Source organism: Methanoculleus sp. (genome assembly GCF_035363275.1).
In the GTDB taxonomy this organism is placed as follows: Archaea; Halobacteriota; Methanomicrobia; order Methanomicrobiales; family Methanoculleaceae; genus Methanoculleus.
The window spans coordinates 1-10474 of the sequence record NZ_DAOSET010000069.1 but is presented as its reverse complement, the minus strand read 5'-3'; the positions used below and the strand labels follow the sequence as shown (position 1 = coordinate 10474).

Annotated in this window: 19 protein-coding genes; 7 read left to right on the top strand and 12 right to left on the bottom strand. The window is 55.2% G+C overall.

The features are described from left to right. Window positions 1-477: 477 nt before the first annotated feature. The 8 genes from PLN84_RS11705 to PLN84_RS11670 form a co-directional block, all read right to left on the bottom strand. Window positions 478-1644 (bottom strand): Fic family protein, encoded by a 1167-nt coding sequence (locus tag PLN84_RS11705; protein WP_292383675.1) that lies wholly within the window; start codon window positions 1642-1644, stop codon window positions 478-480. A 381-nt stretch (window positions 1645-2025) separates the two neighbouring features. Beyond that, the gene (locus PLN84_RS11700; RefSeq protein WP_292383677.1) at window positions 2026-2286 is read right to left on the bottom strand and encodes a hypothetical protein; all 261 of its coding nucleotides are present in this window, start codon (window positions 2284-2286) and stop codon (window positions 2026-2028) included. Window positions 2287-2457: 171 nt separating this feature from the next. Next, a complete protein-coding gene (locus PLN84_RS11695) occupies window positions 2458-2880 on the bottom strand; it encodes a PIN domain-containing protein (RefSeq protein ID WP_292383679.1) in 423 nt (140 codons plus the stop codon). After that, a complete protein-coding gene (locus PLN84_RS11690; RefSeq protein ID WP_292383681.1) occupies window positions 2873-3106 on the bottom strand; it encodes an antitoxin family protein in 234 nt (77 codons plus the stop codon). The genes PLN84_RS11695 and PLN84_RS11690 overlap by 8 nt, the downstream gene beginning before the upstream one ends. 526 nt (window positions 3107-3632) lie before the next feature. Then, on the bottom strand, window positions 3633-3806 hold the full coding sequence (locus tag PLN84_RS11685; protein WP_292383682.1) for a type II toxin-antitoxin system Phd/YefM family antitoxin: 174 nt from the start codon (window positions 3804-3806) through the stop codon (window positions 3633-3635). Window positions 3807-3970: 164 nt separating this feature from the next. Further along, window positions 3971-4510, bottom strand: a complete 540-nt coding sequence (locus tag PLN84_RS11680; protein ID WP_292383684.1) for a GNAT family N-acetyltransferase — start codon at window positions 4508-4510, stop codon at window positions 3971-3973. A gap of 50 nt (window positions 4511-4560) precedes the next feature. Beyond that, window positions 4561-4710 carry a hypothetical protein gene (locus PLN84_RS11675; RefSeq protein WP_299954681.1) on the bottom strand — a complete coding sequence of 50 codons (150 nt, stop codon included), beginning with the start codon at window positions 4708-4710 and terminating at the stop codon, window positions 4561-4563. Window positions 4711-4912: 202 nt separating this feature from the next. Then, on the bottom strand, window positions 4913-5287 hold the full coding sequence (locus PLN84_RS11670; protein WP_292383688.1) for a hypothetical protein: 375 nt from the start codon (window positions 5285-5287) through the stop codon (window positions 4913-4915). A gap of 272 nt (window positions 5288-5559) precedes the next feature. Here PLN84_RS11670 and PLN84_RS11665 point away from each other — a divergent pair, with 272 nt between their 5' ends. Next, a complete protein-coding gene (locus tag PLN84_RS11665) occupies window positions 5560-6054 on the top strand; it encodes a MarR family winged helix-turn-helix transcriptional regulator (RefSeq protein ID WP_292383690.1) in 495 nt (164 codons plus the stop codon). Window positions 6055-6056: 2 nt separating this feature from the next. Further along, window positions 6057-6347 carry a hypothetical protein gene (locus PLN84_RS11660; protein ID WP_292383692.1) on the top strand — a complete coding sequence of 97 codons (291 nt, stop codon included), beginning with the start codon at window positions 6057-6059 and terminating at the stop codon, window positions 6345-6347. Between the two features lie 129 nt (window positions 6348-6476). Here PLN84_RS11660 and PLN84_RS11655 read toward each other — a convergent pair whose 3' ends face one another. From PLN84_RS11655 to PLN84_RS11645, 3 genes are all read right to left on the bottom strand, one after another. Next, entirely contained in the window at window positions 6477-6689 is a 213-nt protein-coding gene (locus PLN84_RS11655; RefSeq protein ID WP_292383693.1) for a hypothetical protein, read from the bottom strand. 106 nt (window positions 6690-6795) lie between these two features. Next, window positions 6796-7017 (bottom strand): nucleotidyltransferase domain-containing protein, encoded by a 222-nt coding sequence (locus tag PLN84_RS11650; protein WP_348532095.1) that lies wholly within the window; start codon window positions 7015-7017, stop codon window positions 6796-6798. A gap of 60 nt (window positions 7018-7077) precedes the next feature. Next, window positions 7078-7827 (bottom strand): hypothetical protein, encoded by a 750-nt coding sequence (locus tag PLN84_RS11645; RefSeq protein WP_348532094.1) that lies wholly within the window; start codon window positions 7825-7827, stop codon window positions 7078-7080. 176 nt (window positions 7828-8003) lie between these two features. On the opposite strand from PLN84_RS11645, the gene PLN84_RS11640 reads away from it, so the two are divergent. From PLN84_RS11640 to PLN84_RS11625, 4 genes are all read left to right on the top strand, one after another. Next, complete coding sequence (locus PLN84_RS11640) at window positions 8004-8234, top strand: hypothetical protein (RefSeq protein ID WP_014868006.1); 231 nt, start codon at window positions 8004-8006, stop codon at window positions 8232-8234. After that, window positions 8231-8503 carry a type II toxin-antitoxin system RelE/ParE family toxin gene (locus PLN84_RS11635; protein ID WP_348532093.1) on the top strand — a complete coding sequence of 91 codons (273 nt, stop codon included), beginning with the start codon at window positions 8231-8233 and terminating at the stop codon, window positions 8501-8503. The genes PLN84_RS11640 and PLN84_RS11635 overlap by 4 nt, the downstream gene beginning before the upstream one ends. A 548-nt stretch (window positions 8504-9051) precedes the next feature. Continuing rightward, the gene (locus tag PLN84_RS11630; protein ID WP_292383705.1) at window positions 9052-9435 is read left to right on the top strand and encodes a hypothetical protein; all 384 of its coding nucleotides are present in this window, start codon (window positions 9052-9054) and stop codon (window positions 9433-9435) included. Beyond that, window positions 9428-9718 carry a plasmid stabilization protein gene (locus tag PLN84_RS11625; protein WP_299954967.1) on the top strand — a complete coding sequence of 97 codons (291 nt, stop codon included), beginning with the start codon at window positions 9428-9430 and terminating at the stop codon, window positions 9716-9718. Before PLN84_RS11630 ends, PLN84_RS11625 begins: the two co-directional genes overlap by 8 nt. A 175-nt stretch (window positions 9719-9893) precedes the next feature. On the opposite strand, the gene PLN84_RS11620 is transcribed toward PLN84_RS11625, so the two are convergent. Then, the gene (locus tag PLN84_RS11620; protein WP_299954971.1) at window positions 9894-10193 is read right to left on the bottom strand and encodes a hypothetical protein; all 300 of its coding nucleotides are present in this window, start codon (window positions 10191-10193) and stop codon (window positions 9894-9896) included. A 62-nt stretch (window positions 10194-10255) separates the two neighbouring features. On the opposite strand from PLN84_RS11620, the gene PLN84_RS11615 reads away from it, so the two are divergent. Beyond that, window positions 10256-10474: hypothetical protein (locus tag PLN84_RS11615; protein ID WP_348532092.1), on the top strand; the 219-nt coding region annotated here is incomplete at its 3' end.

The window sequence follows — 10474 nt, the reverse complement described above, 5'->3', positions numbered from 1 at the left end:
GCGAGGACGAAGAAGACCTCGAGGTCGAGCGTGCGGTTCAGGACCATGAAGAAGGCGACGATGATGAGCCAGGCTGCGAGCACGGCCGCCGCATGGTATTTCTTCGCACCCGCCATCCTGATCATTTTTCGGCTCTACGGGTGATAATTCTATTGAAACTGTGGTATTCCCCTTCCGGAGGGGTGGGGGGAATCGGGCGGTTTCGTGGGGCGGTGGTCTTGATCCGGAGGGTCCCCACGGGATGCCCGGGCCACCCGCCGGGGTTCCTCTACGTTAAGCTTTGTTTACGTAGAGTGGGCTTCCCCCGTCTACGTTAAGTTTTCTTTACTTAGTGGGAGCTTACTCGTGAAGATTCCCGGGAGCAGGAGGCTATCTGCCGGCTCCGTATCAGCATCGCGCTCACCAGTATGGAATCCGGCCGGCATCGCTATCGGGCAGGCGTATCCCTCCCGAAAGATCCGGCACTCTGGTGGGATCTCAACTTCCAGGGCGCGGTCGAGTCCCCTGCTCGATGATCGAGACGTAATCCGTGAACATGTACTTTTTGAACCGCTGCCTCCCGGTGATCTCCTTTAAGATGCCGATCTCCTCCAGTTTCCCGATCAACTGGTATGCCGTAGGCCCGCTCACCCCGAGCACCTCCGCTGCTTCCCGCGTGGTGATGATCGGTTCATCGAAGAGTGCGTACACCAGTTTTACGGCGTTCGCCCCACCGATGTCGTGCTGGAGGAGCGTATCGATGACACTATCTTTCAGGCGGATGATCTCCCGTGCCGACGCGATCGACTCGTTTGAGACCTCGATGATTCCCTGCAGGAAAAACCGGAGCCATGCCTCCCATGCTCCATCTGTCCGGATCTCGTTCAAGATCCGGTAGTACTCCTCCCGGTGTCTTTTGAGATAAATGCTCAGGTACAGGAGCGGTTTTGCAAGGATCCCTTTCCCGCAGAGGTAAAACGTTATGAGCAGCCGCCCCATACGGCCGTTTCCGTCCAGGAACGGGTGAATGGTCTCGAACTGGGCGTGAATGAGAGCGATCTTGATGAGCGGCGGTATAGAGCCTTTTTCGAGGATGAAGGCTTCGAGGTCCTGCATCAGGGCTTCAATGCGTTCTGGGGGTGGCGGCACGAAGACGGCTTCCCGGATCGAGGTTGCCCCCGATCGAGCTATGTAATTCTGGACGGTCCGGAAGTTGCCCGGCTCCCGATCCGAACCCCGCGTCCCTTTGATCAGGATGCAGTGGATGTCCCTGATGAGATCCAGGGATATCGGAGCATTTTTGAGTTGTTCCAGCCCGCTGTCCATGGCCCGCAGGTAGTTGACGACCTCACGGAGATCGTTGATGTTCTCCGTCGGTTTGAGGTTCGCCTCGAACTCCAGGACCCCTTTGAGCGAGGCCTCTGTCCCCTCGATCTGTGAGCTCAGCAGCGCCTCTTTCTTCATGTACATGGCGATGAACAGGTCGGGGTTGGGGAGCGTCACCGCTATGCCGTCGAGCCTTGCAAGCGCCCGGTCGGCCTCCGAGAGGAGGTACTGTAGTGTTTCATCGTACACGATCGGCGGGTCGGGTGGGAGGCTCTTTGGTATAAATGCGTTGTAGCCACCTTTTTGGTGAACAAAATTCCCGGATCGACTCTCTTGCATGGTGCACCTGTGAGATGAGTGTTTTCTAAGTTAACTTTTGTTTACTTAGAGTGGTGGATCGCCTTCTATGTTAAGTTTGCTTAATTTAGAACGGGGCGTGCAGGTTGACCGGGTCTCGTCGTCGCGACACCCGGGACGGTGGGGTCCGGCGCTTTCGGGACGCTGCATCCCGGGCGAGACGGTCAAGGAGAGGCTGGAGAACGTCAGGGAAGCGATCGAGGGACGGTGGTACGCTGAGCCGGTCGTCGACTGGCGCCGGAGGCACTCTCACGGTCACCGGGGTGCACCGCGGAGACCGCAAATCGAGAGGCTCAGCAGTGCAACGTATCGGGAAGCTTGTGTGTTCCTGCTTACACCCGGACGCCCTCCCGGATGAACGGGTTAGGGCTCCGGACCGGCGAACTCTTCCCCGGTGCAGCAGATCGGTTCGACCGGGAGATCGAGCCGCCCGGCCTCGTGGAACCGCTTGCGAACGTCCCCGACGACATCGCTTCCCTCGTGGAAGTCGCCGGGGAGAACAGCCTTTGCAGGATGACGGCGGAGACGTGTCGGCGCGCCCCGGGCAAGGTCCCGGACCTGCTCGATCACAAAGAGAGCGCTTGTCTCGCGGCACTGCAGATCGAGTCCGCGTGTTCGATGCACTCCTCGGCATTCTCCTTATCGTAGGACGGCGTCAGGTTTCCTGCGATGCTTGTCCGGGTAATATAGGCGCTGTCGAGATCTCTCTCCGTTTCCTGCATATTCGCGCCCCTTTTGTCGCTGAAGGTATACGTGCGCCGGCTCCCCCGTTCGACTGCTTCTATCCGGCCATCCTCAGTCGTCGACGAACAGAGCTCGGTAGCCGGCCTGGACAAAATGCCGGTCACCGGTCAGGGCATCGGAGAGCCCCTGTTCCTTCATGACTGCAAGGGAGATGCAATCAGTAAGACTCCAGGCTTTATCCAGCCGTGTCTCGTAGATACTCCATCCTTTCACCCATAGGTCGGGATTGACAAAGACAATCTCTACCCGGGGTGACGATTCAAGGCGGCGGCGAAATGCGATGACGGACGGTTTGAATGCGGGATGACAGAGAGCGTTGGATGTCTCGACGAGTACGGAGGACGTGGTGACGAACTCGGATCCTGCCTCCATTCGGTCTTTGTAAATGGTTTCGGCGGTTTTATGGAGATTGTCGTGTTTGTTCAGGAGAGCGATCCAGCAAGCCGAATCGACAAAACACCTGTCATTACTCATGAGCAACCCGTTTTGGCGATCCGTACAGATAGTGGTCGTGCTCCTCTGCAAGGTCGGAGATATGGGTATCTACGGCAAGCGACGCGATGTCGAAAGCGGGATCCTTGTCAGGCTCCTCCGGGGCGAGCTGTACCGTAATGGTGTATTTCTTCCCCGCCTCGAGGTCGACGGGACCGGACGGCCGGAAGACCGAGCCGTCAAACAGGACTTTCAGTGTTTTTGCCATTCAAAGACCGCCTCCTGTACCCCTCTTGGTGATCATGGTCTTTGGGAACTATTAATGATTCTCATGTCCCCTATGGTATAGAGGCTCGTCGTTCAGGAAGGCGGAGAACGACCGCCCGGAGAGGTTCATCATCGCCCCGGTCTCCCCTCCGGGCCCACGAGTTCTTGAGATCACAATCCACGGTAGGCACTGCGACGATGGCGGATGTAGAGGATGATAACCTCCTGCTCCGCGTGGTGTACGGCGTATATGATCCGATAGTCCCCCACGCGGATCCGGTAGAGATGCTCTTGCCGCCGCTTAACTTGCGCACAACGGCAGGGGCGTCTCGGAGAGAGCCTCTATACTCTGGAGAATGCGCGGCTTCGAAGCCTGACGGCTTCTCGAACTCCTGTCGTTCCGACAGTCGTCGCTCGCACCTTCTGTGCTCGAACTCCGGTGCTGCGGTCCATCGCAACTATATCGTGCGGCAATGCCACGATATCTCTCTTGACGCTTGCCTTGATGCGGATCGCGCATCCCGCCATTACCGCTTGTACCGCTTCCTGGACTCGCTGAACTCTATGGCCGGCTCGTCGCGCCGCTCCGCTACAACGGCGAGGTCGTGAAGGTCTTCCTGCATTTGCTCGTACTCCTGCAGGGGGAGAATGACTGCGACCCGGTTGCCGTGTTCATCGACGACATAGCGCTCTGCACTCAACTGCTGTGACCTCCTTACCTCTGTATGGGGTGCAGGAACTATCAATCTTCGTCCGCTCCGCCGCCGGGGTGAGGGGGCCTGAGGAAACGACTTACCTGCAATACAGGGGATGCTAAGGCCTCTCTATGCCGTGAAACCCTCATGACGTGATCCTACCCGGGATCTCAGAATATGTTGCAGCGATACATTGGTATGGTGTTCTTCTTCCTGGTTTTCAAAGCTCTGTGAAATCCAAACCTCTCGTAAAATGATTCGGCATCGGGTTTGGCATCGACGGTGAGAACGCAACATCCTGAGTGTCTCGATACTTCCGTCGCTATCGACCGTATCGCGGTTAACATGGCTCGCCCAATGTCTCTTCCTTCGTAATCCTGGTGTGTAGGGGCGATCTTGATTGCAGGATAATAAGAGTGGGTATACCACTCTTTATCGTCCTCAGGATCGATGTCCTTCTTGATGATACTGTCGTTTAAGATTGAAAAATAGCCTACACACGTTCCGTCGTAGATGGCGAGATAGGTAACAGCAACATGAGCATCCTGATTTTTCAGCGCGTCGGCGGTCAGGTAGTCGTTCAGTTCCTGTTGCCTGCAGGAAAAAGACAGGAGGTCGTGATCTGAGGCGAGGTGCTCGAAAGATATGTCCGATAGGGGTATCTTTGGTAGTTTGGCGTCCGGGGTTGCCGGGAGGTTTCTGGAGGGCATCTCAATCGCTTAAAAATAGGTCGGAGCCGAGAGGTGTCAGCGGATGGATTTTACCAGTTCCTCTCCGTGAGCACGTACCCGACCGTGGTCATCTCCCGCCCTTCCGGGGTGTCGTACCGGTCGGGATCCGCCATGTACTCCTCAAAGCGGCGGGCGTCGTCGCCTTCCAGGTAGAGGCCTAATTCAATCTTCTGGGCCATGTTATCACCATCCTCGCAGGCTTTGGTGCGTTACGGTGTAATTTCGCCCTCTGTGTAGATATACCTTAGTACCCCGTTCGCCGGCACGCGGCCCTGGCATCTCTCGCGGTATAGAGATCGGGTTCCTCATCCAGGAAGGCGGAAAGCGACCGCCCGGAGAGGTTCATTGTTGTCACGGAGAGCATACGGCGAAGCAACAGGCTCAATTGACTCTGGAGAACATCTCCCGAATAGCGGATTCGCAGTATGCTATTGCAGTAGCAAAGATATCGTCAATTTTGTTGTAGCTATCTACGGTCCATGTAGGCCTCATACTATCAAGTGCCCCTTGAGGTAATGTTGCCAGATTGGTTCCTTTTCTTATGAACGTCGCAACATGTGGTTTTCTATCTCGATAGCACCAGCCGTATTCCATCCCGACGGAATCGAGCAGTCTTGTTTCTCTTTCGGCGGGCGGAATAAGAACGAAAATATATATTTTACTTGAATTGTATAGCGTTTCGCTGATCCGAAGGGAGTATCCTGCATAGGTCTCATCTGGTCGTCTTGGAAACGCTTCATGCAGGTTTATCGACATTTTTACGTTCAATCCACGCTTTGTCAAAGATTCTTTGACTCTCGCCAGGTCATCTATGCGGGATTGAGAGAAGTAACCGAAAATACCAATCTGAACCGTCTTTAAAAAATGTAGTGTATTCCTCCTCTCTACTGCGATTGTCCGGAGGTATCATACGTTACTATCATAGTCCCCTACAAACCATTAAGGCAGTTAGTTTAAAAAATGTAACTTTGCTGATATAAAGATATAATAAGTTACAGGTTCTAAACCCGGGGTGAGGTGCTGAGACGATGGATCAGGAAGTGGTTGATACCTATCTCAATAAAATTCCCGTGCAGGCCAGGGAATTGGTGCAAAACCTGGACGCGAATGAAAAATGGGCTGTCTACGCTGCTCTTCTTCAAAACGAGAGAATGAGTTTCAGCGAGTTGAGGGATTTGTTCGATATGAATCCATCTCAGATCGATAGAATTTTGAAATCGCTTGTTGCAGGCGGAATTGTCTATAAACGTGCTAAAAGCCTCAAAGACGCAGATGATAACGCCAGGTCCTATTACGAATTATCGATGCTCGGTCAAAATTTTTACAACGCCATGTTCGATCTGGTTATTCCCCCAAAAAGAAATGCACCGCCTGCTTACAGCACGAGTTCGCCTGAGCACAGGCAGGTAGTCACGTCACCCATGAATCCCGCATCGCATGTACTTGGGGGGTCTCAACACGGTAGATCGTCCGCTATCAGGGGTGCAGCCAAACCAAGACTCCCGACGGCGGTAGGTGCGTAATTATGCCAGAAGACGGGAATGTTCACATTATCGCAGAGAAGGCGCCGGATTATAGGGTTATCAGTATAGACGGGGCTTATACCTGGCTGAACGCCCAGGCCGGATCCATCGACTTTTTCTGTGACGTCATTGAGCCGAAGGTCGATAACGAAGGAAACCTCAGTATTCCGGAGGTGAAAAGGGTGTTTCTTTTCCAGATACGGATGACCCGGCAATTTTATGAGTCGCTTGCAGAGTATATGGCGCTCAATCAAAAAAACGTCGAGGAGGCCGAGCGAAAGGGAGAGATGTGAATTAACCCGGCTTATGACCTTCTACTTCCTGTTTTAAGCGTTGGAGCCTTTTCCGGGTCGGTTATCCATTCTTTGTTTGTTTTGAGAGGCTCTCGTCAAACGTGTCGATCCTCGGGATCGTCCATTCCATCACTCGCTGAAAAGGTCGTCTATCGAAGAGATCTCTCGGAATCGTCCGGCAGCGATATCTTCCTCGCTCTTTTGTATCATCGCCATCGTCTCGGGATCGCTCGAGATCTCGATGGTATCGAGGAGGGCATCGAGATCTTCCCGCCGGACCATTGTCTCCTGGATCTTCTTGATCTCGAGATAGAGTTCATCGAGGGTGACGGTCGGGGTCATGGCCGGTAGTCACCGCCAGTTCCAGCGCAACGTGTTTCGATGGAACCCGGGGCTGCTATGGGGATGGTTTCCCTCCCGTATACGGCCGATCGCAACCGCAACCCGGTCATGCCGTACCTCGCTCGCGTGCACAGGAAACAGCCTCCGCCATCACGCTAGCACGGAACCTCTCACTCATCCACTCAACGGAGACCAGATCTACTTTCCTCTGAAAGAGGTCCTCAAGAAAGTCCCCTAAATCCAATAGATTGTCATACGTGTCCATTTCCGGGCAGAATGAGTATATGATATCCAGATCTGATTCCGGTGTATCCTCCCCACGCGACACGGAGCCGAAGATACCGATTGTTTCAATATCTATTTCTCTCGGAGGACCTGAAGCTCACGCTCAAGGAGGGCCAGAACTTGCGGTTTGATGGATTGATATTCTTTCACCAGCGATCGCCTCCGGGACTTGCCGATGATAGTTCTTTGCCATCAGGGGATATGAGGTTTTGCCGGTTAGGGGTTGGCCTTGGATCGCGCCGGTTGATCCCGGTAGACGATATGGGTTTTTACCCGGCAGAGGGGCAGTCACATCATTCTGCAGCATTCTGATGGAAGAAGTATCATTGTCCATCAGAGAGAAGAACCCGGGAGAGGGATATTGCGAGCGACCATCCGGCAGGCCGGCCTCGCCCGCGAGGAGGTTATGGAGGGTTTCGGCGGTCTCATTCAGAGACCGCCTCCTGTACCGGAGGTTGATCCGGCCGTCCAGCGTCAAAATGCTTACCCGGTCCCGACCGAGGGAGAGTACCCGGGCATCGTAACAGATGGCCCTGTGCTCCCGGAACGAGATCTCGGTGAGAGACTTTTGGGGTTTGCCGAGAGCGGCGAGCATCTTGTTCTGCTCCTTGATCGCCTCCCGGGTGCTCCGATAACTCCCGGCAACCTTGCGGAGGGCAAGAAGGGTCATCTGTGCCGAGAGCCCGGAGGTCCCCCGGATACGATGATACCGTCTGGCCTGGAGCCCACGGTCAGAGAACTGCCCCTCAGAAAAGGCAACCGGCGAGGCCGCATTGTACCGCTCCATCGTGGCGAACAGCAGCAGTCGTTCGTCGGGAGACGCAAAAAACCGCAACTTAGTCGCCGATTGCATACACCGTCTCGATTGGCGCTCGCCCGGCATAAAGAATACCGCCGCGAGGTGAACGTGTATCGGGATATGTGGAGGGCCGATTCCTCCCACGACTCAAGTCGCGGGAATCCTCAGCCCGTTATTTTGAACGGAGCCCTGACAAAATCTTTATGCCTTATGGTAACCTATGGGTAGTTATGGCAACGACGATCCAGCTCCAACCCGAGACCAAGTCCCGCCTGGATACCCTGAAAACGCATCCTCGGGAGAGTTATGACGAGACACTCAATCGTATCCTGGACGCGTTCTTCGATCCGGAACCGCTCTCTGAAGAGACCCTGCAGGAGATCGAAGAAAGCATTGCGGACATGCGGGCCGGTCGGGGTCGCCCCTTCGAAGAGTATGCTCGGGAACGTGGCCTTAAATGATCTGGCGGCTTCACCTCCTGCCAGAGGCCGAGCGGAAACTCAATAAACTCCCGGACCTTGATGCCCAACGAATCAAGGACGAACTCGACGCCCTGGCAGACGAGCCGTACCCTCGCCTGTACGCCAAAAAACTGAAAGGACATCCGAATAGTCCGTTGTATTCTTTTCGTGTGGGACAGTACCGGATCACTCTTGTGTTCGAGGACAATGTGATGGTTATTGCCGTGATCGATGTCGGCAACCGGAGCAACGTCTATCGGAAATATTGATGTGTCGCAAAAACTGCGAAACCGATAGGTCAATCCCAGCTCGTTAGCCGGCACGCGACGCAGCACCACCCGACCGGCACGAACGATCGCTTCCCCCTCAATCCGGCTCTGCACATAGGTCCGAAATGACCCACCCATGGGGCACCACCAGCCGACCGCGTGCAGTCGAGGCATGCCGGGGCGAACATGATAGCGTTCATCGATGGTGACAGCCGGGGTCATGACTGGTAGTCATCATCAGCGCTCTTAACTATATTTCGGCGGGGTCGGGGGTCGCTTGTGCGGATGGTTTTTCCTCGCGGCCATACGGACCCGGGCTGATCGTCTGGGTGGTGCCCCCCGAGCCACCTGGTAGTCTGCGATCCCCTGCGGGTGTTCTCGCTTGCATGCCGTCCGGGGTACGGCTTTTCCTCGGGCTGCGCACCTGGTGGTGCTCGAGTTCCGGACGTTCCGGAACGTCGCTTATGCCATGACTGCCCCGCCCCTGAGGGGAGAGGAACGACTGCCGAACGGCAGGAGTTCGAGCACTGAGGGTGCGGGTGGGGTTGATGGTTAGTGCGGATCGTTGCGCAAAACAGGGGAGGGGAAGACTCCTCCCCGCGAGCCGCCACCCCCTGAGGCGAATAGCCCTCACGGTCCACAGCTTCGGCACCCACGGCACCGGCAGAAACATAATACCGTTGCAGCGATCATCACTATCTATGACTCAGAGCGCAAGTCCAGATAATTCCGATATGGTGAGTATCCGTGTCAGCCGTGCGACCCAGGAGAAGCTGAAGAAGCTGAAGAAGGGGAACATGACATACGATGATGTGATATCTCAGATGGTCAACGATGAAAATTGGGATGTTGAAAAACTGGACGCCGATCTAGATAACATCGAGAAGAAATCTAAGTTTTACACCTTCGAAGAGGTATTCAAGGGTGTATGAACTGATCTTCAGTGAGGAAGCGCTCAAATACCTATCACAAATACCGAAAAAAGACCTGGCACATGTGAAAGAGGTCATCTCTTTATGCCTTGGAGAGTTCCTGAAAACGATAACCAGGCGATGCAACAAGAAACTCCTCAAGGGTTCTAAGAAACGCACGTACCGCCTTCACATATCGATGACACACACCGTATTCTATCGTATTGATGACGAAAACAAGCGGGTCCTCATAGATGATGTGATGGGAGTGAACCAGGCGCACAGCAGATACGGATTATACTGATTTTCTTTTTATCGATGATGACAGCCGGGGTCATGACTAATAGTCAGTGCCAGCGCTATCAGATGTATTTCGATGGGGATCGGAGGGTGCTCTGTGAATAGCCTCTGTTCGCCGGGTCGATCGCAACCGACGCCGTGGAACTATCCGGGGGGAGTCCGATCGTCGGGGTCCGTGCCTACACCCGGACGCCTTCGGCAAGTGCCAGGAGGATGAACGGGTTCGCGCTCCGGTTCGGCGAACTCTTCGTCGGTGCAGCAGATCGGTCGGATCGAGGGCGGCTGCCGCCCGGTTTTGTAGGACCGCTCGTGAACGTCCCGGGGCGAGATCGTTCCCCTCGTGGAAGCCGCCGCGGGCAAACGACCCGTGCAGGATGACGGCGGAGACGCGTCCCCCGGGCAAGGTCCCTGACCTGCTCGATCACAAAGAGAGCGCTTGCCTCGCGGCGCTGCAGATCGAGTCCGCGTCCCCGATGCATTTCCCGGCATCCTCCCTATTGTAGGACGGCGTCAGGTTTCCTGCGATGCTTGTCCGGCGAACGTGGTCGTGATCTACGCGCTGTCGAACACCTTCACTCCTGCCGGGACCGATGACTCGAACGCACCAACCTCTTTCGTCGCTGGTGAAGGCTTATCCATCTCCGATCTCTTCGAGCATCCGGGCGACTGTCCCCGTAAGGAGGGGGAGATATTGTTCGATGACATTCCAGACCCGCAGGGGATTGACGCTGAGGTACTGGTGCACGAGGATATTCCTAAA

Bases quoted from the DNA above. Each gene is read 5' to 3' on its own strand.
- PLN84_RS11705 (WP_292383675.1), bottom strand. From the start codon at position 1,644: ATGCAAGAGAGTCGATCCGGGAATTTTGTTCACCAAAAAGGTGGCTAC.
- PLN84_RS11695 (WP_292383679.1), bottom strand. From the start codon at position 2,880: ATGAGTAATGACAGGTGTTTTGTCGATTCGGCTTGCTGGATCGCTCTC.
- PLN84_RS11690 (WP_292383681.1), bottom strand. From the start codon at position 3,106: ATGGCAAAAACACTGAAAGTCCTGTTTGACGGCTCGGTCTTCCGGCCG.
- PLN84_RS11680 (WP_292383684.1), bottom strand. From the start codon at position 4,510: ATGCCCTCCAGAAACCTCCCGGCAACCCCGGACGCCAAACTACCAAAG.
- PLN84_RS11675 (WP_299954681.1), bottom strand. From the start codon at position 4,710: ATGGCCCAGAAGATTGAATTAGGCCTCTACCTGGAAGGCGACGACGCC.
- PLN84_RS11670 (WP_292383688.1), bottom strand. From the start codon at position 5,287: ATGTCGATAAACCTGCATGAAGCGTTTCCAAGACGACCAGATGAGACC.
- PLN84_RS11665 (WP_292383690.1), top strand. From the start codon at position 5,560: ATGGATCAGGAAGTGGTTGATACCTATCTCAATAAAATTCCCGTGCAG.
- PLN84_RS11660 (WP_292383692.1), top strand. From the start codon at position 6,057: ATGCCAGAAGACGGGAATGTTCACATTATCGCAGAGAAGGCGCCGGAT.
- PLN84_RS11655 (WP_292383693.1), bottom strand. From the start codon at position 6,689: ATGACCCCGACCGTCACCCTCGATGAACTCTATCTCGAGATCAAGAAG.
- PLN84_RS11645 (WP_348532094.1), bottom strand. From the start codon at position 7,827: ATGCAATCGGCGACTAAGTTGCGGTTTTTTGCGTCTCCCGACGAACGA.
- PLN84_RS11640 (WP_014868006.1), top strand. From the start codon at position 8,004: ATGGCAACGACGATCCAGCTCCAACCCGAGACCAAGTCCCGCCTGGAT.
- PLN84_RS11635 (WP_348532093.1), top strand. From the start codon at position 8,231: ATGATCTGGCGGCTTCACCTCCTGCCAGAGGCCGAGCGGAAACTCAAT.
- PLN84_RS11630 (WP_292383705.1), top strand. From the start codon at position 9,052: ATGGTTAGTGCGGATCGTTGCGCAAAACAGGGGAGGGGAAGACTCCTC.
- PLN84_RS11620 (WP_299954971.1), bottom strand. From the start codon at position 10,193: ATGCATCGGGGACGCGGACTCGATCTGCAGCGCCGCGAGGCAAGCGCT.